A 22,704-nucleotide genomic window follows, 5' to 3' on the forward strand; every position below is an offset into this window, starting at 1 on the left:
GAGCCTGGGCGGAGCTAGCTTCCCCGCCGCGCCATCACCTCGAGATACGTATCCAGCACGGTCTGGTTGATCGTATCCCACAGATACCCGGCAGCCTTGTCATGCCCGGCCCACCCCATGGTCTCGCGCAGGCCCGGCTCCGACACGATCCGCCCGATCGCATCCGCATACCCGCCGATATCCGTCGGCGGCACCAGGAATCCGGTCACGCCGTCGTCCACCAGCCCGACCGCGCCCGATGCTCGCGCGGCGACGACCGGCACGCCGGCCGCCATGGCCTCCAGCGTCACGTTGCCGAATGTCTCGGTCACGCTTGGATTGAAGAACACGTCCATCGACGCGACCGCGCGTCCCAGATCGTCGCCCGACTGGAACCCCGCGAACACCGCGCCCGGGACGCGGCTCGCAAACCACTCGCGCGCCGGACCTTCGCCGATCACCAGCACCTTGTGCGGCACGCCGCGCTGTTCCAGTTCGCGGATCACGTCGGCGAAGACGTCGAGCCCCTTCTCCTTCACCAGCCGCCCGAGAAACCCGACCGCGACCTCGCCGTCGGCAATCCCGCGCGCGCGCCGCCAATCGAGATCGCGACGCGTCGGTGTGAAGCGGTCGTGGTTCACGCCGCGCGACCAGATCGCGGTCGGCGTCGTCACGCCCCAGTCGCGGACGATCTCCGCCATGCCGCGCCCCGGCACCAGCACCTCGTCCACGCGGTTGTAGAAGCGCTTGAGGATCTTCACCATGATCGGCTCGAAGAACGCCATCTTGTAATAGCGGAAATACGTCTCGAACCGCGTGTGCAGCGAGGCGACCGTGGCGATGCCGTTGCGCCGGCCATAGCTGATTGCGCGATGCCCCAGGAAATCGGGCGCCGACACATGGACGATGTTCGGCGCGAACGCATCCAGGTCGCGGCGGATCGCAGCAGGCAGCCCGCGCGCCATCTTGTATTCACCACGCCCGGCCGGCAGCGGCAGCGACGGCACCGCGACCAGATCGCCGGTCGGCGGGAAGGCCGGCCTGGCGTTGGTCGGCGAATAGACACGCACCGTCACGCCCTTCGCCAGCAGATGGCCGACGAGCAGGTTCAGCGCCTGGTTTGCGCCATCGCGTACGTAATTATAGTTGCCGCTGAACAGGGCGATGCGCAGGTCGGTGGCGTGCATCGTCGCGCGGATAACGCCGTGCGCCGCCAAGCGCCACTAAATCCGCAACATAGGCCGGCCGCCACCCATTGATGTTCCCGTATCGTTCTCGTACATCGGCGGTATGGCGAAACCCCAGAAGCGTTACGTATGTCAGGCCTGCGGATCGGTATCGCACCGCTGGGCGGGGCAATGCAGCGATTGCAGCGAGTGGAACACGCTGGTCGAAGAGGCGAACACCGCCGCTACGCCGTTCCATTCGAAGCATAATCTTCAGACCGGCGGCCGCGCGATCCAGCTTGTCGGGCTCGATGCGGAGATTAAGCTGCCCGACCGGATGGCGACCGGTATCGCCGAACTCGATCGGGCGCTGGGCGGTGGGTTCGTCGAGGGTTCGGCGACGCTGATCGGCGGTGACCCCGGCATTGGCAAGTCGACGCTGCTGTTACAGGCAGCGGCGAAGATGGCGCACGCCGGCCAGTCGGTCGCATACGTGTCTGGCGAAGAGGCGGCGGATCAGGTCCGCCTGCGCGCGCGGCGGCTGGGCTTGGGCAATGCGCCGGTGCAGTTGGCGGCGGCGACCTCGACGCGCGACATCCTGACGACGTTGCAGACCAAGCCGCCCGCGATGCTGGTGATCGATTCAATCCAGACGATGCACTCCGACCTGATCGAGGGCGCGCCCGGAACCGTCAGCCAGGTCCGTGCGTCGGCGCAGGAGCTGATCCGGTTTGCCAAGGAGCGCGGTACGGCTGTCGTTCTAGTCGGACACGTGACGAAGGACGGCTCGATCGCCGGGCCGCGCGTGCTGGAGCACATGGTCGACACGGTACTGAGCTTCGAAGGCGAGCGCAGCCACCAGTACCGCATCCTCCGTGCGATCAAGAACCGCTTCGGCGGGACCGATGAGATCGGCGTGTTCTCGATGCAGACTGAGGGGTTGGCGGAGGTCGGTAATCCGTCTTCCCTGTTTCTCACGCACCGCGATGACGCGATGACGGGGGCGACGGTGTTTCCGGCGCTGGAGGGGACGCGTCCGGTGCTGGTCGAGATCCAGGCGCTGACGGTCCGGCTGGCGTCTGGCGCAACGCCGAGACGTGCGGTGGTCGGCTGGGATTCGGGTCGTCTTGCGATGATCCTGGCGGTGCTGGAGGCGCGGTGCGGGCTGAGTTTCTCCAACGCGGAAGTGTATCTCAACATCGCTGGCGGTTACCGGGTGCAGGATCCTGCGGCGGATCTGGCGGTGGCGGCGGCGCTGATCTCGGCGATGTCGGAGCGTCCGGTCCCTGTCGACGCGGTGGCGTTTGGCGAGGTTGCGCTGTCGGGAGAGATCCGCCCGGTCGCACATGGCCCGCTGCGCTTGAAGGAAGCGAGCAAGCTTGGCTTCGAACGCGCGCTGGTGCCGGCGTCGATGACGGGGGAGAAAGGCGGGATGAAGCTGTCGGGGTTTAAAACGTTGGCGTCGTTCGTCGATCACATGATGGGGCGGGGGTAGGCGGCCAAGGAAGGCAGTTTATTTCCCCGCGAAGGCGGGGACCAGACTGGACTCCCGCCTTCGCGGGAGAACAAGGCAGCGTTAGTGACGGTGTTGGGTCAGAAGTACGTTTACGACGGGGATAGCTCCGGTTCGTTATTAACGTCCCGGCTAGTCACCACTCCGGCGGAGGTCGGGGCCCAATTTGGAAACGCTACCGGCGACCGCTGCGCTTCGTTACCACGACCTCTCCAATTGGGCCCCGGCCTCCGCCGGGGTGGTGTAGTGAGGGTCGTTGTCGGTCATCGGTCGATCGAGCTGCACACGACGTCGTCGCGGCGGGCAGGTTCGGCCAAGCGGCGAACGCATGGCCTCTCGCGACAGCCATGCTATGGCCGCCCGCATGGCGAACACGAAAAGCAATACCGGTACCGTCGAGGTCGACGGCACCCGATACGACTGGCACCTCCAGCGCGAACCGCAACACACGGATGCCGAAGGCTGGAAGGGCATGACGATCTCGTTGTTGCAGGACGACGCCAAACGTGAAGCCCTGCTCGAATTCCCCGCGCCGAAACGCCTGTTGAAGGGCTTGCCGCGCGGGCGGCTTCAGATTGACGACGCGACGATCGCGCGCGGCGTACGGGCGGCGTTGGCCGCGGGATGGGAGCCGATGTCGCGGGGCAAGCCGGTGGTCTTTACGGTGGATTCCGAAGGAAATTGAACCGTGGATCGGCGTGAAACCCCGACCCCGACGGACCCGCGCAGGCGGATGCAGCCCCATACCGACGTGGAGACCGCGCTGCTGGGGCCGATCCTGCCCGATCGAGAGTGCGGCGATTGTACTGCGTGCTGCACCGAACTGACCGTGGACACCCCCGAGTTCGCCAAGCCCGCGGGCACGCCGTGCATCCACCTCTCCGATAAGGGGTGCGGGATTCATGCGGTTCGCCCGCGCATCTGTCGCACCTGGTTCTGCGCGTGGCGACGGGTTGCGAGCTTGCCCGACGAGGCGCGGCCCGACAGGTCCGGGCTTCTCGTCTCGCTGAATTTCGTCAAGGAACCACAGAACTGCCTCGAAGGCGTCTCGATCAACGTCCGCGTGCTCGCCGGCAGCGACGCGATCGCGAACGGCATGGCCGCCATCGTGCTCGACAGCGTCTGCGACCAGCTGGTCCCGGTCTGGTTCAGCGACGGATCGAGGAAAATGCTGATGCATCCAGACACCGACGTCGCTCGCTTCGTCCTATCGGGCGAGGCTGCACCCGCGCAGCTGCAGGACGAAGTAGCCGCGTGGCGCGAGCGCTACGGTATGTTCGGTTGAACCACTAGAGCGCGTCGGTCGCCGCGCGCACTAGCGGTTCGCGCCGCGCGTCCCTATTCCAGAGACCATGAACCTCACCGCCCTAGACATCGTCGTCCTGATCGCCGTCGCCGGGTCCGCGGTGCTGGGGCTCGTGCGCGGGTTCGTCACCGAAGTGCTGTCGATGTTCGCCTGGGTGGCGATGGTGGCGATGTTGAAGCTGTTCCACATCCCGCTCGCCGCCGCGCTGTCGCCGATGGTCGGGACCGTCGGTGGTGCCGCGGTCCTCGCCTTCGCGATCATCACCGGGGTCACCTATATCGGCGGTCGACTGGTCGCCAACGCGATCGGGGCGCGGACGCGGACGTCGATCCTCGGCCCGGTCGACCGCGCGCTCGGCTTCGGATTCGGCGCACTGAAGGGGCTGATCCTCGCCAGCCTCGTCTTCCTGCTCGCGACGCTCGTCATCGACACGATGAGCGGCGGCCCGTCGCGCCGGCCTGGCTGGATGACGACGTCGCGGACCTATCCGCTGCTCAACGCGACCAGCGCGGGGATCGCCGATTTCGTCGACCGCCGCCGCCGCGGCAAACCCGTTTTCGGCGCAACCACGCCGCCTTCCAGATCCGATAACGCAAGCGAGCCGAAATCATGAGCGCGCCCCTCTACAATGCCGAGATCCTGCGCCTTGCCGCGACGATCCCGCATCACGAACGCCTGCCCGAGCCGATGGCGACCGCGGAGAAACGCTCGCCGATCTGCGGCAGCCGCGTGACGATCGACGTTGCGGTCGACGACGAGGGCAAGGTCAGCGAGGTCGGCCTGCTGGTCCGCGCCTGTGCCCTAGGCCAGGCATCGTCGTCTCTTCTCGCGTCGAATATTCTCGGCCGCACCCCCGCCGAACTCGCCGCCGCGCGCGACGCGCTGACGGCGTGGCTTGCGCGCGAGGGTGATGCGCCCGATTGGCCCGGGATGGACATCTTCACCCCCGCGCTCGACTACACCGCGCGGCACCCCTCGATCCGGCTCGCGTTCGAAGCGGCGTCGGAAGCAGCGGCCGAGGCTGCCGATACCGCTGCAAAGGCGAAGGTCTGATGGCGGAGGGTACGGCCCCGTCGCTGCTCCGCGATGGCGTCGTATTGCTCGGGTTCGGGCTGATGTTCGTGCTGCTGTTCCGCCGGCTCGGGCTTGGTGCGACGCTGGGGTATCTGGTCGCGGGTGCCGTCGTCGGGCCGCATGTGCTTGGCTTGGTCGGCGATGCGGAATCGAAGCTCGGGTTCGCCGAACTCGGCATCACGCTGCTGCTGTTCATCGTCGGGCTCGAACTGAACCCGTCACGGCTGTGGAAGATGAAGGAGGAGATCTTCGGATTGGGGCTCCTTCAGGTCGCGATCTGCGGCTTGGCAATCACGGCGATCGTCTGGGTCGGGGCGAAGTTCTCGCTTCCCGCCGCGCTCGCGCTTGGCCTGCCGCTCGCGCTGTCGTCGACCGCGCAGGTGCTGCCGATGCTTCGCTCGTCGGGGCGGATGCGGACGCCGTTCGGGGAGCGCGCGTTCTCGATCCTGCTGTTCCAGGACCTCTCGATCGTCCCCCTGATCACGATCGTCGCCGCGATGAGCCGCAATCCCGCCGACGCCAACGCACCTCCCGGGTGGCTGCTCGCGATCTACACCGTGCTCGCGGTCGTCGGCCTTGTCGTCGCAGGGCGCTTCCTGTTGCGCCCGTTCTTCCGCCTGATCGGCAATCTTGGCGAGCGCGAGATGTTCGTGTTCGCCGGCCTCTTCACCGTCATCGCCAGCGCGGCGATCATGGAATGGCTGGGGTTGTCGACAGCGCTCGGCGCGTTCATCGCTGGCGTGATGCTGGCGGACAGTCCGTATCGGCATGAGCTCGAAGCGGACGTCGAGCCGTTCCGCTCGATCCTGCTCGGGTTGTTCTTCCTCGCGGTCGGCATGGTGCTGGACCTCAACGCGATCGCCGAGCGGCCTTTCTTCGTGATGGCGATGGCGGCGGCGCTGATCGCGACCAAGACCAGCGTCATCATGCTGATCGGCATGGCGTTCAAGATGACGTGGCGGCAGGCGTTCGCGCTCGGGCTGTTGCTCAGCCAGGGCGGCGAGTTCGGCTTCGTGCTGTTCGCGCAGGCGCAGGCGGGGCTGCTGATCGAACCGCGGGCGGCCAGCCTGTTCGGCGCGATCATCACGCTGTCGATGGCGACGACGCCGTTCCTGATGGGGATCACGCGGCGTTTCCGGACCGAGCCGATCGCCGAGGGGCAGGAGCGCGACGGCCCGAAGGTCGACGGCGCGAACGCGATCATCGTCGGCTATGGGCGGTTCGGCCAGACGGTCGGCCAGATGCTGCTTGCGCAAGATATCCCGGTGACGCTGATCGACACCGATATCGAGATGATCGACATCGCCGGCGAGTTCGGCGCGAAGGTCTATTACGGCGACGGCACGCGGCTCGACCTGTTGCGGCAGGCAGGCGCGGCCGAGGCGGAGATCATCTGCTTCTGCATGGACGGCGATCAGCTCGATCCTGACACGATCGAGGGTGTGCATGAGGCATTCCCGGACGCTGCGATCTACGTCCGCGCGTTCGATCGCCGCGCGCTGGTGAAGTTGAAGAACACGTCGGCGACCGCGGTGGTGCGCGAAGTGATGGAGTCCGCGGTGAAGATGGCGCGCCTGGTCATGCGCGGGCTGGAGATCGCACCGGCCGATATCGACCGCGCGGAGGAGCAATACCGGGCGCGGGACAAGGAGCGGTTGCAGTTGCAGATCGATTCCGGCGACATGCGCGCGGCGCGTGCCGAGACCGCCAAACGCTTTCCCTGGGGGAATGATACGCAATGATTATCGCTATCTTGGCAGCGCTGTCAGGCGCGATCGCGGTGGCTGCGGGCGCTTTCGGCGCGCATGGCGCGAGCGTATTGGCGGCGGAGTGGTTGAAGACCGGCGCGCAGTATCAGCTTGTCCATGTCGTCGCGGCGCTGGTCGCGATCAGGATGGAGGCGCGGGGGCCGGCTTGGTTGTTCGTGGTTGGCGCGGCGATCTTCGCGTTGACGCTCTATGCGATGGCCCTGGGCGCGCCGCGCTGGTTCGGCGCGATCACGCCGATCGGTGGCGCGCTGTTGATCGGCGGCTGGTTGTGGCTGGCTTGGAGCGCCCGGGGATAACTAACAAGCTTGTTTCCCCGCGAAGGCGGGGACCCAGTCTGGGCACCCGCCTTCGCGGGTGAACAAACTTGTTTCTGGTTCTCGGGCGCTAACGCTTCTTCCGGCACGCATCGGAGCAGTAGATCACGCTGTCCCAGTCGCGCGCCCATTTCTTGCGCCACGTGAACGGCCGCTCGCACGCCGGACAGACCTTGGTCGGCAGGTTCTGCTTGGCGACACCGTTCGGCATCAGCGGGGCTGCGCGTCGAGGAAGGTCTCGACGTCGGCGAGGTCGACCGTCTTGTCGAGATACGTCTGGCCGATCCCGCTCGCGAGTAGAAAGGGGAGCGTGCCGGCCGCCATCTTCTTGTCGTGGCGCATGTGATCGACCAGCCGCGCACCGCTCGCGCCGATCTTCGCGGCCGCGAGACCATCCGGAAGCCCTACATCGCGCCAATGCGCCGCAACGCGCTCGGCATCCTGTCCCGAGCAAATCCCTCGCGATGCCGAGAACCCAAACGCCAGCGAACAGCCTGCCGCGACTCCCTCGCCATGGATCAGCGCCTGCGAGAACCCGGTCTCCGCCTCCAGCGCATGGCCGAACGTATGCCCGAGATTGAGCAACGCCCGGATGCCGTTCGTCTCATGCTCGTCCGCCGCAACGATCCGTGCCTTCGCCGAGACGCTATGCGCGATCGCGTATTCGCGCAGGCCGATGTCGCCCGCCAGCAACGCGGCGCCATTCGCCTCGCACCATTCGAAGAACGCGAAGTCGTCGATCAGCCCGTATTTGACGACCTCGGCATAGCCTGCGCGGAGTTCGCGGATCGGCAGTGTGTCGAGCACCTGCGGATCGATCAGCACCATCACGGGCTGATGGAATGCGCCGATCAAATTCTTGCCGGCCTTCGTGTTGATCGCGGTCTTGCCGCCGACCGAGCTGTCGACCTGCGCGAGCAGGCTCGTCGGGATCTGCACAAAGTTGCACCCGCGCTTCAGGATCGAGCAGGCGAACCCGACCAGATCCCCCATCACGCCGCCACCTAGCGCAATGACGTGATCGCCGCGCTCGACGCCGAGTTCGAGCAGCCGGTCGCACAGCATCTCCAGCGTCGCCCAGCTCTTGCTGCCCTCGCCCGGCGGAAGCACGATCGCCTCCGACGCGATCCCCGCCGCAGTCAGCGAAGCCTGTAATGTCGCTAAGTGGACCGACAAATTCTCGTCGGTGACGATCGCCACGCGCCGGCCCTTCGCGAGCGGCGCGAGGAACTCGCCGGCTCGGGCAAGAAGCCCTGCTTCGATATGGATCGGATAGGTCCGCGCACCCAGTTCGACGGTAACGGTCTTCATCGGCCAAGCGCCCTCAGGATAGCGGCGACGGTCGCTTCGTGCGGCGTCTTGTTGCTGACAATATGGATGTGCGCCTGCGCGTAGATCGGGTTGCGGACACGCGCCAGTTCGGCGAGCACTTTGCCCGCGTCGCGGTTGCGGAGCAGCGGGCGGGTGTCGCGCCGGCCGACGCGCTCGACCAGGATGTCGGGATGCGCGCTGAGCCACACCGACACCGCATCGCGCAGGATCAGCGCGCGCGTGTCGTCGTTGATGAACGCGCCGCCGCCGGTCGCGATGACCTTCGGCGTGCCGTCGATCAGCCGCGCGATCACACGGCGTTCGCCATCGCGGAAATAGTCCTCGCCGTATTTGGCGAAGATCTCCGCGACCGTCATGCCCGACGCGGCCTCGATCTCATGGTCGGCATCGACGAACGGCAGGTTCATGCGCAGCGCGAGACGGCGGCCGACGGTGGTCTTGCCGACGCCCATCAGCCCGACAAGCACGATCGGGCGATCGATCGGGGCAGGGCGGCGACCGCCCGAGGGGCCGCCGGAAGGGTTGTGGCTTTGCAACATCGTAGCCCGCGCTATACAGCGGCTCCGCGCGAGGGCAAAAGCTCTTGGCGCGCGATATTTCGCCGATCGTCCATTGCCCCGTTCACTACAAGGTTACGTCGTATGTCCCGTTTCATCGTCTCGGTCGTCGTCGTTCTTGTGGTCGTGGTCGGCGGCCTGTTCCTGCTGGCAGGGCGCGCGACCGAGCGTCCGCAGAGCCACGTCGAAAAGGCCGTGACGCTTGCGAACCTCTCTTAAGGCATCCTTAGCGGCGGCGGTTGCCGTCGGAGCCTTGGTCGCGCTGGCACCGGCGATCGGGCAGGATCGGCCTGAATCGATCCTGCCGCCGGGGTTCGGCGAACCGACGCCCGCTCCTGCACCACGACCGGCGCCGCCTGCCGGTACGCAGCCGACCCGTCCGGCTGGTCCGACGCAGCCAAGCGCTCCGGCTCCGGCACCCGCGCAACCGGGCGCGATGATCCAGCCTTTGCCGCTCACGACGCCGGGCGACGCGCCGCTAGTGCCCCCTGTCGCGACACCTGTGCCGGTCGATCCGGCCGTGCTCGCGCAGTACGAGATGCCGGCGTCCGCGCGGCGCTCGCTTGCGACGGTTGGTCCGGTCGCGGCTAGCGAAGGCGGTCTCGATACCGATGCCTTCGGTGAAGCAGACGGCCAATATGTCGAAACGCTGATGCGCCGCCTAAGTGCGCCGCTGCCGTCACGCTGGATGTCGATCCTGTTGCGGCGTGCGCTGGTATCGCATGTCGATACGCCCAGCCGCACGAACGGCGCGGACTTCGCTGCCGAGCGCGCGTGGCTGTTGCTGCGCATGGGCGAATCGGTCGCGGCGCGGGCGGTCGCGCAAAACGTCGACACCGGTAATTACACGCCGAAGCTTTATCAGGTCGCGATGAACACCGCGCTGGCGACCGGCGATCCGGCGGGCCTGTGTCCGCTGGTCACGGGCGCGATGCGCTATGCCCCGGCGCGCGGCTGGACGATGGCGCAGGCGATGTGTGCCGGCCTGTCGGGCAATCCCGCACAGGCGACCCCGCTGATCGCGACCGCAAAGCGTCGCAACGTCGCGAGCGGCGTCGACCTGTTGCTCGCACAGAAGGTTGTCGGTGCCGGCGCGCAGGGGCGTCAGGCCGTGACGATCGAATGGGACGGCGTCGACCGGTTGACCGCGTGGCGGTTCGGGCTCGCGATGGCGACCGGCGTCACCGTGCCCGACGAGCTGTACGGCACGGCGGGTCCGCAGGTGAAATACTGGCAGGCGCTGTCGCCCTCCGTTGCGCTTGGCGATCGGCTGGCCCCGGCGGAGGCTGCTGCGGGGCAGGGGGTGCTGTCCAGCGCCGCGCTCGTCGATCTCTACGCTGCGGCAGCGACCGACGACGATACGCAGAGTGGTGCGACCGCGACCGCCAATGATCTCCAGACGGCCTATGCCGACCGCAACCCGGACTCGCGTCTCAACGCGCTGCGTCAGTTGTGGGGCGGGGCAAACGCGCGTCCGAGCTATGCGCGGCTCGTGCTGACCGCGAGGGCGGCTTCCCGGTTGAACCCCAATCTCGCCAAGGCCGACGCCGATTTGCTGGTCGCTTCGATGCTGTCCGCCGGGCTCGACCGCACCGCAGCGCGCTGGCTGGGCTCGGTACCCGCCGGCAGCGACGCCTGGGCGATGATAATGCTCAGCGATCCCGACGCCTATCGCCGCCTCAGCTATTCCGACCTTGCGTCCTACACCGGTGGCGAAGGCGATTCGGCGTTGAAGCAGCGCATGTTGTTCGCAGGGTTGGCAGGCCTCGGTCGCCTCAACCAGGGCGATATCGAGCGCGCGGCACAGTCGCTCGGCGTTCGGATCGGCGCGGACAATGCGTGGACCCGTGCGCTCGATCGTGCCGCCCGTGACGGTCAAGCCGGGACGGTCGTCCTGCTCGCAGCCGTCGGCATGCAGGCGGCGAGCTGGAAGGACATCCCTCCGGAGGCGCTGTACCGCATCGTCGGCGCCCTGCGCGGCGTCGGTCTCGACGGCGAGGCGCGGATGATCGCGGCCGAGGCGATCGCGCGCGCGTGAGCAACGCCAGCGATCGTGCGCTGATCGATCGGTTCCTGGAAATGATGACCGCGGAGGTCGGTGCTGCGGCCAACACCGTCGCCGCCTACCGGAGCGATCTGACGCTTGCCTCGCAAGCGCTGGAAGGTGGACTGGTCGACGCGGACGCGGATGCGTTGGCCAAGCTCGCGAGTGGGTGGTCGGCCTTGTCCCGCTCGACCGTCGGCCGAAAGTCCGCCTCGCTCCGCCGCTTCTTCGCGTTCCTTGCCGACGAAGGCCACCGAGCCGACGATCCCGGCAAGGCGCTCCCGCGGCCGGGCACAGCACGCACCTTGCCGAAGATTCTCAGCCACGCCGATGTCGACCGGCTCTTCGCGGCGATCGCCGAACGCGCCGCACGCGATCCGCTCGACCCCAACGATCTCCGTCTCTCAGCTCTGTTCGAGCTTCTCTACGGGTCCGGCCTGCGCGCGACCGAGCTCGTCAGCCTGCCGCGTAACGCCGTCCATCCCGATCGACCGTTCCTGATCCTGCGCGGCAAGGGCGGGCGCGAGCGGCTCGTCCCCATCTCCGACCGAGCACGAGCTGCCGTCGCGATCTGGCGCATCCATGTCGCGACCGACCGACTCTGGCTGTTCCCCTCGGGCAAGGGCCATCTCTCGCGCATCCGCCTGTATCAACTCGTGAAGGCGATCGCCGTCGAGGCAGGCATCCCCCCCGACCGCGTCAGCCCGCATGTGCTGCGCCACGCCTTCGCCACCCATCTGCTCGCCGGCGGTGCGGACCTGCGCGCGCTGCAATCGATGCTCGGCCACGCCGATATTGCCACCACCGAGATCTACACGCACGTCGATTCGAGCCGCCTCGTCGAGCTCGTCAACACGCGTCACCCTCTGGCGGATATGCCGCCGCGTTGACGCGAGCGATCCCGCGCCGTAACCGCCGCTGATGCCAAGCTTCCTCGACTTCGAGAAACCGATCGCCGAACTCCAGGGCCGGATCGACGAACTCCGCGACACCGCCGCCGAAGGCAGCGTCGACCTAGCCACCGACATCGCCCGTTTGCAGGCGAAGTCCGACAAGCTGTTGAAGGACACGTTCGCGCGCCTGACCCCGTGGCAGAAGACACAGGTTGCCCGCCATCCCGAGCGTCCGCACTTCAAGGATTACGTCGCCGCATTGTTCGACGAATTCGTCCCGCTCGCTGGCGACCGCGCCTTCGGCGACGACCAGGCGATCATCGGTGGCTTCGCGACGTTCCGCGGGCGGAAAATCATGGTGCTCGGCCATGAAAAGGGCGACGACACCGCCAGCCGTCTCCGCCACAATTTCGGCATGGGCAAGCCCGAGGGCTATCGGAAAGCGATCCGCCTGATCGAACTCGCCAACCGATTCGGCCTGCCGATCGTTACGCTGGTCGACACTTCCGGCGCGTTCCCCGGCATCCAGGCCGAGGAGCGCGGGCAAGCCGAGGCGATCGCCCGCTCGACCGAAGCCTGCCTCAATGCCGGCGTGCCGATCGTCTCGGCGATCGTCGGCGAAGGCGGCTCGGGCGGCGCGGTCGCGCTCGCCGCGGGTAACCGCGTGCTGATGTTCGAACACGCGATCTATTCGGTGATCAGCCCCGAAGGCTGCGCGTCGATCCTCTGGCGCACTGCTGACAAAGCCCCTGAGGCCGCCGAAGCGATGCGCATTACCGCGCAGGACCTGAAGTCGTTCGGCGTGATCGACGACATCGTGCCGGAACCGCTTGGCGGGGCGCACCGCGACCGCGCGGCTGCGATCGAGTCGCTTGCTGATGCGCTGTCGTCCGCCTTGAACGATCTGTCGACGCTAGCACCCGCCGATCTGCGTAAGGATCGTCAGGCCAAGTTCCTGAAGATGGGACGTCTCTGACCACGTTCCGCTAATCCGCGGATATGAATAAGGCGGCAGAACCGAGGTTCCGCCGCCTTATTCATATCAATGTCCGGTGGAGGGACGGTCCGCGAGCGGCGCGTCCCTCCGCGTCGGCTGTTACTTGGACGAAGAGTTGAGCTTGGTCGAGACGTTGGTGAACGTCTTGTTGAGGCTGGCACCAAGCCCCTGCATCGCAGCAATCGCGGCGACGGCGATCAGCGCGGCGATCAGGCCGTACTCGATTGCGGTCGCACCCTTGCTGTTCTTGAAAAACTTGCGGATCGTCGTCATTCCGGTCTCCATCATTTCGATTGCTTCAGTGTCACCCGGCTGCACCGGACGGGCCGGATCAGCGACCCAAGGGATACAAGTGGTTGGTTGAGAAAGGTTTAAGGTAGCGGCCAATTCTTTTGAGGATCACCGAGCGGCCGTAATCTTGGTATCGATGCTGCTCCACAGACTCGTCGTCGCGCGCCCGAAAGCCGTCAGGCCTGCGATCATCGCGATCACGACGAAGGCAAGGATCATCCCGTATTCGACCGCGCTCGCTCCTCTTTTGTTACGCATCGCGCGCGCGATCGTTCGAATGACGACGGTCGTCGCGAAGCATATGGGATCCATGAGCAGTCTCTACTTTTGGGGAAATTAAGGAATGACCAACGATCTGGCGAAAGCGGCGAGTTCGCCTGTGCACACCGTGGTCGCTGCCACCTCGCACCTCCTGCCCGTCGTCGCGGCGGCGCTCGTCGATATCGAGGGAAGGGTGCTCCTCCAGCAGCGTCCGGAGGGCAAATCGCTTGCCGGCTTATGGGAGTTTCCAGGTGGTAAGATCGAGCCCGGTGAAACCCCCGAGGGGGCTTTGATACGCGAGCTTGAGGAGGAACTGGCAATCGCGGTGCCTCATGCCTGCTTGGCACCGGCGGCATTCGCCAGTGCGCCGCTTGGCGACCGGCATCTGCTGATGTTGCTTTACATCACGCGGAAATGGGGTGGTGTGCCCCGTGCGATCGAGGCGACTGCGCTACGATGGGTCCGGCCTGCGGATATGCACGCTTTGCCGATGCCGCCCGCGGATCGCCCATTGATCGGGCTGCTGGACGCGCTGATCTGATCGGCACACTGGGCAGCATTGTCGAGCCTATGCTGCTCGAGGCGCATGGTAATGTGCGCCCGTTACGTCAGTTCGTTGGTTGATCCGCGGGTATGTCGGCACGTCATCAACCTTTGGCTCGTCACCAAGGCGGGTCGGCATACTCCCTGTTCAAAAATCTCTTGATCCCGGACGCTTGCGAGCGCATTGATTCAGCGCTGGCTACGTCCCAAGACCGTATCCGGCCACCGGACTGCGGCTCGCACGCGTTATTCCCTTTTCTCGAGCGAGCCGTTTCCATTGAAAGATGGGCAGTTCGCGGCGCTAGCAAGGAGCGTATGCATCTGCTGGCGCTCACGCATCTGCTTAGCGCTTAAGCATTCACTGGAGGCCCGACCGGGAATCGAACCCGGGTGCGAGGATTTGCAGTCTTGATACTTGGAATTCCTAAACATTCCGAGGGGTTCCCAAGTCATTGAATGGGCGCTATTTTCATCTCCTGTTCCGGCTTGGGACATTCCCGGAACCCCCGTGTAATTCCGGGCACGATTACACAGGAATTACGCCACGCGTTGTGCGCATACTCTAGCCCAGCCGACTCCTCTAAACCCCGTACCGCTTGTTACCGCCGCTGGTGATGCAATACCGTCCACCGCGCGGGCCGACGCAAATGTTGCGACCGGAGCAAGGGCAAGATCCGCCGCCATAGTTGTAGCTGGGTGCACTACGAGCGCGGCTCTGTCGCCGGGTCGAACGGTGTGGCGTGCTGGACCAGAACGAGGAGCGGCGGCTGGGCCGGCTGATGCGCTCCCTGTTCGTGTAGGCGCTACGGCTCACAGCGCGAGTTTGACGCAGGCTCGCGCGGTTGGCGTCCGCGGTGCTCTGCTCACCGAGATAACGCGATGCTACCCAGCAGCTTCGCGGCGCATGGCGGATCAACGACCAATCATTCTGGCGCCGTTCTACGGACACGTCGGTACCGGCAGGGATTCGTGCGACGATTCGCGCAGTGGCTTTGGGCTGGTTCCGGCAGTTGACGTTGCTCGTCACAGTCGTCGCGCTCGCGGTTCCGGAAATTAGGCCGGCGACGATCACCAAGCATCTCATAATACCGCGCATCCACCGCCCCTATTTTTATCAAGCATCCGCTTGGATTGCGTAAGCGGGGTGCGCGCGTCCGATGTCAATCGGCAATGCCTGTTGCATCCATTTTGAATATGTATTTGTCGTTGACCGCGAATGACTTGCACGACACGCTTTGAACATTGGCCTGGGGAGGCCGAATCAGGAGGGGTTATCTTATGAAATTTACAATTGGCGCGCTCGCGTGCGCGCTTACTATCGCTGTGCCTGCGGTTCAGGCGCAGACCGGTCCAATCGCGACCGCGGCTACCACGTCGGGAACGCTTCGTGCTGGAACCTCAGTCCCGCTGAAGATGGCCGAAGGGCTGACCACGAAGGGTAAGAAGCTCAAGGTTGGGCAACGCTTCCAGATGGAGACCGCGGAGGCTGTCACTATCGACGGCAACGTCGTGATCCCTGCAGGCAGCCCCGCGACGGGTGAGATCACCGAAGTCAGGAATAAGGGCATGTGGGGCAAGTCCGGCCGCATCAATGGCCGCGTCCTGTACGTGCGTGCGAATGGTCGCCAGATTCGTATGAGCGGGTCGATCGATGATAAAGGAAAGACTGGAACAGCCGGCGTAGTCGGTGCCGCGGTCCTGATCCCGGTCGCGGGTTTCTTCATGACCGGGACGAGTGCTGACATCCCTCTCGGTTCACCGGTAACCGCATTCATCGACGAGGACGTCTCGGTTGCTGTCGTTCCTGCGGGTGCACCGATGGTGGTCACCGCACCGGCGAAAAACTAACGGAGCGAGCGCGGGCAATCACACCCGCGCTCGTTTCGCCTCAGACTGGCTTGGCGCCGGCCGTGCCACACTTCGCGAATTTGCCATTCGCACTTTTGCACCGAACCGTCTTGGCCGGCGCCTTCGGACATTTGGTGAAGCGCCCCTTGGCGTCCTTGCACGGCGCGGCCATCGAGGGCGCACCGACGAGCAAGGACAGCGAGGCGGCAGCGAACAGCAGTTTACGCATCTGGCATTCTCCTGCCCGAGGACCGGGCAAGTGAAACTGTCGTGAGATAGGATAGCGGTCAATGGCGGCAACGTTCAGGCAAACTCTGGTAGCAATAGGCATCCTAATGCTCCCAGCTTGTGGATCCAGCAGCAGCTCGGCGTCCCAGCCCGCTGAGGCGCACGATTACGACGCAGCGTCGGAGCGTGCTTCCGAGCAACTAGCTGATCAGACCGATCAAGAAGTTTCGGGTTCAGCGGACTGCACGGAGGGGTGCGAAGGGCACGACGCCGGTTTCGAGTGGGCCAAGGAGCATGGTGTGACCGATCCGTCAGAATGCGGTGGAGATAGCCAGTCATTCGTCGAGGGCTGTCAGTCGTACGCATCGACCCTTGAAACGAAGACCGAAGAGGAAGTCGAGGATCCTTCGGGGCAAGAAACCTGACCAAATGCCAAGACGCTGTTGACATCACACACATGATGAAAGTGGCGTAGGTCAACTATTGCCGCGTCTCATCCTAGGCAACCGCACCCATCGTCATCGCCAGCAGCAACGCGCCACGCTGTTCGTGATCCAGCTTCAATAGGCGGACCAGTGCGCGATGTGCTTGCCTGCCGCCTCGACGCCTTTGCGCTGCAACTGCGGGGTGGTCAGGTTCGTATCGTTCTGGATCACCGACGCTATCGACAGCGCGAAGAAGTCGATGATGTCGTCGGCGATCAGTGCTCGGTCGGTCGAGTGGCTGACCGGCAGCTATGATGACGTGCTAGCGTTGCAGCGGCCATATACTTCCGACCGAATGTCAGTGCGGGGGCCAGTGTTTCCGACGCGAAGTATCAACTCGGCATGACAGGTTGGGATGCGCTGGCCTGATGACCGGATTCGCCCATATCCGGACACCCGGGCATGCGATCCAAGCTCCCTATAAAAGCCACTCGTTCAGCACATCTTTCTCGGTTTGGAGTTGCCCAATATGCCCCAACCTGCTGCCCCAACTTTCACTGTCCCATGAAAGTCGTCGTGCAAACTAACTTAAATCAAGTTATGTTCGGCAACCTATGGTATAAATCACAAATTGCTGACCGATCGCGGCCCTTGGCAACTGAGAGACGCAATGCTCCCGCCAATGTTACGGGAACCCTGTTTTGATCTCGGAAATTGACCCTCATGGTCTGATTGCGAAAAGCCTATCGGCGTATTCGCGGATACAAGTTTTTGACAGCGAAGCTTTAGGCCGTCTGAAAGCTCGAACAAAAACGTTTGAGTCGGGAAGCTACGTATTCAGGGAAGGCTTGTCATCTTCCGACTATGTGTTTGTAATATCGGGCTATCTATTTCGTCAAAAGCAAACATTGGACGGTTATCGACAAATTGTATCGCTGATAATTCCCGGAGACATGATTAATCCGGAAAGCAGATTTGTGAATAGTTTGGACTACAATGTGGTTTGTGCAGAAAAATCGAGCATCATCTACGTTCAAAGATCCGAGTTTGAAGAATTAATAGATTCACACCCATCCATTCGGTTGGCTTTGGATCTAAGAACAATTGCGGAGTCGCGACAACTGCGGGAGTGGTTGTTGAATATTGGTGGGCGTTCCGCACGGACTCGTGTAGCTCATTTTTTGAACGAATTTGCCGCCAGGACTAGGTTACGGGGCTTAAGTGATGGGTTGCGTTTTTCCTTACCTATGTCGCAGGAGCAGATGGGGGATAGCGTCGGAATCACACCTGTCCACGTTAATAGGTCTATCAGGTCGCTAGTCGAAAGTGGCTTAATCAATCACGCCAACCGAAAATACGAAATAATTGATCTCGACGGCTTTAGGCAAGCTGGTCAATTCTCGGAAAGGTTTCTTTTGGTCGATGATTTGCCTCATTAATTTGCCATGTGGTGGATACCATGATGGCCGACGTTCGACGAAAAAACGCCAGTAATGTGTTAACTGCGTTCGGCCGGTCCCTGGACCCATCGAAGACGGCGCCATAGTCAACCGACTTGATCCAGATTAATCCTATATTGGTAGGGTCATCTCGCTTTCTTAATCTAGGTTATTTCCGGTGCTCACGGTACATGTCGGAATACTAGATAGGAGGCCGGGGATGACGTTCGACCAACAGGAAAAATTGAAAGCGCTCCTGCTGGAAGCGCTGGTCATAGCCGACAAAATGGAAGGGCGTGGTGTTCTCGCCCTCTACATTGTTCAGGCACTAGATACCCTAACGCCCAAGGTTCGGCGTTAAGCGGTTTAATGTCCGTTATCGCCGCCTGCCTCACGATAAGAGGACGGTCCGCTTTCCTTCCCATTCCGGCCATTCCGCTTTCGCCCAATAGCGGACATGGCTCGCGTCGCGTAGAAGGGCATCATGACCGCGGAACTGACATTGCGTTACGAGTTTAGTTCTGATCCCGACGACGACTTCGGTTGGCTAGCGGTATCAGTCCAGACGGATACGTTCACCGGTCGTGGTGGGTTCTGGGTGCAATGGCAAAACGTCAAAGAGATGGCTCCGAAGCTGGATGCCTATCCGTTTTCGCCCGCGAACCCATTCGTCGAGGAATGGGGGCAGTGCAACGGCGACGGCTCTAATTATGAAGTCATCATCGGCATTTCGATTTTGCCCGCGAACAAAACCGGCGACCTTGATGTGATCGTTCGCATAGCGTATCATCACGATACGCGACGGCAATGTCAGGCAGTGTTCCGAACAAATTATTCCAACACGGCGAACTTCGCCGTCGAACTAAAGGCATTGATGGATCGGCAGCGAGCCGAAGCAGTGCTGCTGGGACGGAACGTCGGCTAACCACCAATCCGGGTCGTTTAGCTGTCGTCTCCGAGAAGATCGGGTTCTAGTTCCATAGTCGAGCCTTTAAGGCGTGTCCTCGCACAGGCCGAGTGGGCATAGACTGCCTGCCACGGGTCATCGTCGCTCTTTGATCCCGCGTCCCAGCGCCAGAGGTTCTCGACCACAATCATCACGGCGTGGGCATCGGCAGTCCGGTCGATGCCTACCCCGCAAAACCAACATTGATATTCTTTCATGCGGGGATGATGGCCCGTTGTTGGCTCCACAGCAATGTCCGCTTCCCTCTCCATTGCGGACGTCGGAGCTTAACGCTTAGAAGGTGGCGTGCCTGATCCGACAACACCAAATGGGGTTCATCAAGTTGGCCCTGTAGACCGCCATGTAAGTGGTCCCCTGATGCTTGGGCTTTTAACCATCCCGCTCTTGTTCGGCTGGTTTCTAGCTCGTAGGGGATACGCGAACAGTACGAGGGTAATCGTTGCGGTTTACGCTTTACTCGCGCCAGCAATCGCGATTTTGTCGCGCTAGCCCGAGGCCAACGTTCGTCCGCTTTCCTGCCCATACCGGCCATTCCAAAGTTGTTTATTTGCAGACATCGGCGCGGCAAGGCATGTACCGCCGATGCATCATTCCACCTCAACGACGCCGCGGTTCAAGGCTGGGGCGTGGTTAGGGGCGGGAATAGGGGCAATCATCGCAATTCCCGCGATTTTTGCAGCGATTGTCTCAGGTGGCGCCGGGCACGGCACCTACATCGCGGCACGCGTGCTGTTCCCTTTTTCAATGCTGCTCACGAGGCTTGAGGGATCGATCGGTCTTATTGGAATGGCTGTGGGGGTGCTCCAGTTTCCCTTATACGGGGCAGTGGCTGGCCGGGCCGTAGCGGTGCGGGGAAATTCGTACTTCCTTCCGTTGACGACAGTGCACTTGGTTGCTGTCCTCGCCTGCTTTTCAGGTCTACTTCCTCACTTTTCTTGAGGAGCAAGCATGGCAGGGTTTGTGTGCGCCGATCTGGCAGAACAAGTTTCCGTGCTAAGGACCTAATGGTCAGGGGAATCTGCAAATGATCCAAGCCTTCGCCAATGTCCTCGCGCCTCTTCTCGCCGCCAGTGCAACAAGCACACCGGGACCGGAGCTCTACCACCTGCCTACGGCACAGAGCGTCGCAAGTAGCGGTGGCGAAGTTGTTCGCGCGTTCTTCGTCGATGGCTACGGCAACCAGGCGGGATCCGTCGCTTTCATGCGGCCTCGCGGCGAGGAACCACGGGTAGAGGTACGCACCGCCAGCGGCGGCGCGCTGGTGACGGTCGTGCCACTCGACACCTGGGAGCGGGTGCGGGCCGCGGCGGCGCTTTTCGACCGCAAGCTCGCACCCGCGTCGGGCCCGGACGTCCCGTCGATTTGCCTCCATCCTTGGTCGGTGTCCGTGGAAGTGGTTGACCCTGCTAGGCCCGGCCGCCCCGCCGCGGTCCGCACAGCCGCCCAGTCCTCCTGCGATGTGGGGCTGGCAGTGCCGCTTGCGTTCGAGGTTGCGCGTGAAGCGGTGGCGGCATTGCCAGCGTGCGCGCTGCTCCATGCCGAACAATACCGTAATAACGTCAGTCTGCTCGCCGGCTGCACGTTGCTGAAAGGCGACCGCGCCGCCGCCGCTCTCGCGCGCAACGCCTATGGGAGTGATTGGTTTGCCACCACCCGCGGTGATCGTACGGAATACGCAATTCGTCAGCTATTTTTCGACCGGGCCCAGCTGAATTGGGCAGGAACAATCGCCGAAGGTTCGGAAGCAGCCGCTAAACTTTGGTCGAGCCGACTGGAAAACGCGTCCATCCATCCCTTACAAATAGTAGGGGAAGCGGCCGATCGAGTGAGGATCGAGGGAATGATTTTTCGGTATGCCGACAACCGCAGCACCAAAGCGCCTGTCACTATGGTCTGGACAAAAGAAAACGGCTTCGGCTTTCGCCTCCACTCTGCCACGGTCGGTGCTGAAGAGCCGGCGGGCTGATGGTTGCCCACTGCCCACATTCCTACGTTCAATGGTAGCGGCGTAGGCTATGAGGCCCGAACCCTCGGCACCTGGGCAATGTCCGTCGTCCATGCCGGTGACCGCATCTCCGACCGCATCTTCCATTCGCGCTTGAACCCCTGCGATGCCGTCACCGCCGTCCACGTGCCGAACTTGCCGTTGATCGAGTCGAGTGCGCCCATCAACCGGTCCCGCTTCGCCGTGTCGGCTTCGAACAGCGTACGGGAGCGTTCCTCCTCGGGAAGCAGATCGTCGAGCATGATGCCGGCTTTCGTGTAGGCGTATCCGTCGCGCCACGCCTTCTCGGCGCCGCGCCTGGCAGCCGCGATCAGTTCGAGGCTGTCATTCGTCATCGGATGCAGCGTCACCATGCGCGATGCGCCGTACTGAGGCCGGTCGGGCTTGTGCTTGTTCGTATGGAAGAACGCGGTCAGCCGGGCCGCGACGAGCCCGTGCGATCGCAGTTTCTCGCCAGCTCGCAGCGCGTATTGCGACAGCGCTCCCATCATCCGCTCAAAGTCGCAGATCGGCGTCCCGAACGAGCGGGTGACGGCCATGCCCTTACGCCGGGGTTCGACAGCCTCGACCGCGTTGGAGGGGACGCCGCGCAGCTCGGCGACAAGCCGCTCGAGCACGACGGTTCCCACAGCACGCGCCTGCTTCATGGGCATCTCACGCAGCGCTCCAGCGGTATGGATCCCCAGGTCGGTTAGCTTGCGCGCAGTGGCGCCGCCAACGCCCCACACGTCACCAACCGCAAAGGCGTGCATCACATCACGTCGCACGTCGTCGTCACGGAGATCCGCCACGCCGGCGAACTTTGGGTCTTTCTTGGCCGCAGCGTTCGCCAGCTTCGCTAGCGTCTTGGTCTCCGCGATGCCAACGCAGGTGGGGATCGTCGTCCATAGCTGTACCTGGGCGCGCATCGCGTTCGCGTGCGCCACAAGATCACGCCCCTCGAACCCTGCCAGATCCAAGAACGTCTCGTCGATGGAGTATATCTCGAAGTCGCGGGCGAAGGACTCGCAGGCTGCGATCACGCGGCGCTGCATGTCACCATAGAGCGCATAGTTCGACGATCGGACCTGAATGCCGTGTTGCCGCACCTTGTCGCGCAGGTGGTGGATCGGATCGCCCATCTTAATCCCGAGCGCCTTGGCTTCCGCCGATCGTGCAATGGCACACCCGTCGTTGTTCGACAGTACAATGACCGGGACTCCGACCAAGCTGGCATCGAAGGCACGCTCGCAGGAGACATAGTAGTTGTTGCAGTCGATCAGGGCGATCGGCGTGCTCATGCCATCTTGCGCGCGACGCCGACGACCGTGCCCCAGATCTCGACATGCTCGTCGACCAGAATGTCCGCGAACCCTTCGGCCTCAGGGACGAGCCAGTGGCGGCCGTCGACATAGCGCAGACGCTTCAAGGTCCGCTCGCCGTGCACCAGTGCGACTACGATGGCACCCGTCCTTGGCGCCTTGGCCCGGTTCACAACGAGCAGATCACCGTCGATAATCCCGGCTCCCGCCATCGACCGCCCCTCGACGCGCATGACATAGCTGGCGGCTGGGTGCTCGATCAGCCACGCGCTCAAGTCGATCGGCTCCTGCATGTCGTCCTGCGCAGGCGACGGGAACCCTGCCGGCGTGTGGACCAGGAAGAAAGGCACCTCACACGGCACCAGTTCGAACGGGACGTCGTGAAGCCGTAGCGCATCGTCACGACGGTTTAGCGCAACGACGACCGGGCGGCCTGAGTTGGTCGAGCGCAT

27 protein-coding genes are annotated in these 22,704 nt (G+C 63.6%); 17 read left to right on the forward strand and 10 right to left on the reverse strand.

The annotated features are described in order from the left end of the window. Window positions 1-14 precede the first annotated feature (14 nt). Window positions 15-1,166 (reverse strand): glycosyltransferase family 4 protein, encoded by a 1,152-nt coding sequence (locus O6X71_RS19250; protein ID WP_353467287.1) that lies wholly within the window; start codon window positions 1,164-1,166, stop codon window positions 15-17. Window positions 1,167-1,269: 103 nt separating this feature from the next. Between O6X71_RS19250 and radA the strand changes: the two genes are divergently transcribed. From radA to O6X71_RS19285, 7 genes are all read left to right on the forward strand, one after another. Next, window positions 1,270-2,640 (forward strand): DNA repair protein RadA, encoded by a 1,371-nt coding sequence (gene radA / locus O6X71_RS19255; protein WP_353467288.1) that lies wholly within the window; start codon window positions 1,270-1,272, stop codon window positions 2,638-2,640. A 370-nt stretch (window positions 2,641-3,010) separates the two neighbouring features. Next, complete coding sequence (locus tag O6X71_RS19260) at window positions 3,011-3,343, forward strand: hypothetical protein (protein ID WP_435368513.1); 333 nt, start codon at window positions 3,011-3,013, stop codon at window positions 3,341-3,343. A 48-nt stretch (window positions 3,344-3,391) separates the two neighbouring features. Then, complete coding sequence (locus tag O6X71_RS19265) at window positions 3,392-3,943, forward strand: YkgJ family cysteine cluster protein (RefSeq protein ID WP_353467350.1); 552 nt, start codon at window positions 3,392-3,394, stop codon at window positions 3,941-3,943. A 67-nt stretch (window positions 3,944-4,010) separates the two neighbouring features. Beyond that, window positions 4,011-4,577: a CvpA family protein gene (locus tag O6X71_RS19270; protein ID WP_353467290.1), complete on the forward strand. Its 567-nt coding sequence runs from the start codon at window positions 4,011-4,013 to the stop codon at window positions 4,575-4,577. Next, complete coding sequence (locus O6X71_RS19275; protein ID WP_353467291.1) at window positions 4,574-5,017, forward strand: iron-sulfur cluster assembly scaffold protein; 444 nt, start codon at window positions 4,574-4,576, stop codon at window positions 5,015-5,017. Before O6X71_RS19270 ends, O6X71_RS19275 begins: the two co-directional genes overlap by 4 nt. After that, complete coding sequence (locus tag O6X71_RS19280; protein ID WP_353467292.1) at window positions 5,017-6,780, forward strand: cation:proton antiporter domain-containing protein; 1,764 nt, start codon at window positions 5,017-5,019, stop codon at window positions 6,778-6,780. Before O6X71_RS19275 ends, O6X71_RS19280 begins: the two co-directional genes overlap by 1 nt. Next, entirely contained in the window at window positions 6,777-7,103 is a 327-nt protein-coding gene (locus O6X71_RS19285; protein WP_353467293.1) for a DUF423 domain-containing protein, read from the forward strand. Before O6X71_RS19280 ends, O6X71_RS19285 begins: the two co-directional genes overlap by 4 nt. 88 nt (window positions 7,104-7,191) lie before the next feature. On the opposite strand, the gene O6X71_RS19290 is transcribed toward O6X71_RS19285, so the two are convergent. From O6X71_RS19290 to O6X71_RS19300, 3 genes are read right to left on the reverse strand one after another with little or no spacing between them, the layout of a single operon-like run. Next, window positions 7,192-7,332, reverse strand: a complete 141-nt coding sequence (locus O6X71_RS19290; protein ID WP_082444318.1) for a DUF2256 domain-containing protein — start codon at window positions 7,330-7,332, stop codon at window positions 7,192-7,194. Next, entirely contained in the window at window positions 7,332-8,432 is a 1,101-nt protein-coding gene (gene aroB / locus O6X71_RS19295; protein WP_353467294.1) for a 3-dehydroquinate synthase, read from the reverse strand. Before aroB ends, O6X71_RS19290 begins: the two co-directional genes overlap by 1 nt. Then, window positions 8,429-8,992, reverse strand: a complete 564-nt coding sequence (locus O6X71_RS19300) for a shikimate kinase (protein ID WP_353467295.1) — start codon at window positions 8,990-8,992, stop codon at window positions 8,429-8,431. The genes aroB and O6X71_RS19300 overlap by 4 nt, the downstream gene beginning before the upstream one ends. Before the next feature lie 102 nt (window positions 8,993-9,094). Between O6X71_RS19300 and O6X71_RS19305 the strand changes: the two genes are divergently transcribed. Genes O6X71_RS19305 through O6X71_RS19320 form a run of 4 tightly spaced genes read left to right on the forward strand, consistent with a single transcriptional unit; the run spans window position 9,095 to window position 12,923 of the window. After that, the gene (locus O6X71_RS19305) at window positions 9,095-9,229 is read left to right on the forward strand and encodes a hypothetical protein (protein ID WP_258191373.1); all 135 of its coding nucleotides are present in this window, start codon (window positions 9,095-9,097) and stop codon (window positions 9,227-9,229) included. After that, entirely contained in the window at window positions 9,213-11,048 is a 1,836-nt protein-coding gene (locus O6X71_RS19310; RefSeq protein WP_353467296.1) for a hypothetical protein, read from the forward strand. Before O6X71_RS19305 ends, O6X71_RS19310 begins: the two co-directional genes overlap by 17 nt. 41 nt (window positions 11,049-11,089) lie before the next feature. Further along, complete coding sequence (locus tag O6X71_RS19315) at window positions 11,090-11,944, forward strand: tyrosine-type recombinase/integrase (RefSeq protein WP_435368514.1); 855 nt, start codon at window positions 11,090-11,092, stop codon at window positions 11,942-11,944. Window positions 11,945-11,975: 31 nt separating this feature from the next. Then, on the forward strand, window positions 11,976-12,923 hold the full coding sequence (locus O6X71_RS19320; protein WP_353467298.1) for an acetyl-CoA carboxylase carboxyltransferase subunit alpha: 948 nt from the start codon (window positions 11,976-11,978) through the stop codon (window positions 12,921-12,923). A 120-nt stretch (window positions 12,924-13,043) separates the two neighbouring features. Here the strand turns inward: O6X71_RS19320 and O6X71_RS19325 are convergent, their stop codons facing one another. Together O6X71_RS19325 and O6X71_RS19330 are read right to left on the reverse strand one after the other, a co-directional pair. Next, window positions 13,044-13,217 carry a Flp family type IVb pilin gene (locus tag O6X71_RS19325; protein WP_353467299.1) on the reverse strand — a complete coding sequence of 58 codons (174 nt, stop codon included), beginning with the start codon at window positions 13,215-13,217 and terminating at the stop codon, window positions 13,044-13,046. A 126-nt stretch (window positions 13,218-13,343) separates the two neighbouring features. Continuing rightward, window positions 13,344-13,493, reverse strand: a complete 150-nt coding sequence (locus O6X71_RS19330) for a Flp family type IVb pilin (RefSeq protein WP_353467300.1) — start codon at window positions 13,491-13,493, stop codon at window positions 13,344-13,346. Window positions 13,494-13,578: 85 nt separating this feature from the next. On the opposite strand from O6X71_RS19330, the gene O6X71_RS19335 reads away from it, so the two are divergent. After that, complete coding sequence (locus tag O6X71_RS19335; RefSeq protein WP_353467301.1) at window positions 13,579-14,037, forward strand: (deoxy)nucleoside triphosphate pyrophosphohydrolase; 459 nt, start codon at window positions 13,579-13,581, stop codon at window positions 14,035-14,037. A gap of 582 nt (window positions 14,038-14,619) precedes the next feature. On the opposite strand, the gene O6X71_RS19340 is transcribed toward O6X71_RS19335, so the two are convergent. Then, window positions 14,620-15,135: an SH3 domain-containing protein gene (locus O6X71_RS19340; protein ID WP_353467303.1), complete on the reverse strand. Its 516-nt coding sequence runs from the start codon at window positions 15,133-15,135 to the stop codon at window positions 14,620-14,622. A 317-nt stretch (window positions 15,136-15,452) separates the two neighbouring features. Between O6X71_RS19340 and O6X71_RS19345 the strand changes: the two genes are divergently transcribed. Then, the gene (locus O6X71_RS19345; protein ID WP_353467304.1) at window positions 15,453-15,887 is read left to right on the forward strand and encodes a hypothetical protein; all 435 of its coding nucleotides are present in this window, start codon (window positions 15,453-15,455) and stop codon (window positions 15,885-15,887) included. Between the two features lie 40 nt (window positions 15,888-15,927). Here the strand turns inward: O6X71_RS19345 and O6X71_RS19350 are convergent, their stop codons facing one another. Beyond that, complete coding sequence (locus O6X71_RS19350; protein WP_132897256.1) at window positions 15,928-16,116, reverse strand: hypothetical protein; 189 nt, start codon at window positions 16,114-16,116, stop codon at window positions 15,928-15,930. 1,125 nt (window positions 16,117-17,241) lie between these two features. On the opposite strand from O6X71_RS19350, the gene O6X71_RS19360 reads away from it, so the two are divergent. From O6X71_RS19360 to O6X71_RS19375, 4 genes are all read left to right on the forward strand, one after another. Then, window positions 17,242-17,979, forward strand: coding sequence for a Crp/Fnr family transcriptional regulator (locus tag O6X71_RS19360; RefSeq protein ID WP_082441517.1), 738 nt, complete (start codon window positions 17,242-17,244; stop codon window positions 17,977-17,979). A gap of 220 nt (window positions 17,980-18,199) precedes the next feature. After that, window positions 18,200-18,340, forward strand: a complete 141-nt coding sequence (locus O6X71_RS19365; RefSeq protein ID WP_156348902.1) for a hypothetical protein — start codon at window positions 18,200-18,202, stop codon at window positions 18,338-18,340. A 123-nt stretch (window positions 18,341-18,463) separates the two neighbouring features. Beyond that, a complete protein-coding gene (locus tag O6X71_RS19370) occupies window positions 18,464-18,904 on the forward strand; it encodes a hypothetical protein (RefSeq protein ID WP_353467305.1) in 441 nt (146 codons plus the stop codon). Window positions 18,905-19,970: 1,066 nt separating this feature from the next. Then, a complete protein-coding gene (locus O6X71_RS19375) occupies window positions 19,971-20,912 on the forward strand; it encodes a hypothetical protein (RefSeq protein WP_353467306.1) in 942 nt (313 codons plus the stop codon). A 47-nt stretch (window positions 20,913-20,959) separates the two neighbouring features. Here O6X71_RS19375 and O6X71_RS19380 read toward each other — a convergent pair whose 3' ends face one another. Both O6X71_RS19380 and O6X71_RS19385 read right to left on the reverse strand, forming a co-directional pair. Further along, window positions 20,960-22,231 (reverse strand): Y-family DNA polymerase, encoded by a 1,272-nt coding sequence (locus O6X71_RS19380; protein ID WP_353467307.1) that lies wholly within the window; start codon window positions 22,229-22,231, stop codon window positions 20,960-20,962. Further along, a complete protein-coding gene (locus O6X71_RS19385) occupies window positions 22,228-22,704 on the reverse strand; it encodes a LexA family protein (RefSeq protein ID WP_353467308.1) in 477 nt (158 codons plus the stop codon). Before O6X71_RS19385 ends, O6X71_RS19380 begins: the two co-directional genes overlap by 4 nt.

This window comes from Sphingomonas faeni (assembly GCF_040407505.1).
Classification (GTDB): domain Bacteria; phylum Pseudomonadota; class Alphaproteobacteria; order Sphingomonadales; family Sphingomonadaceae; genus Sphingomonas; species Sphingomonas faeni_E.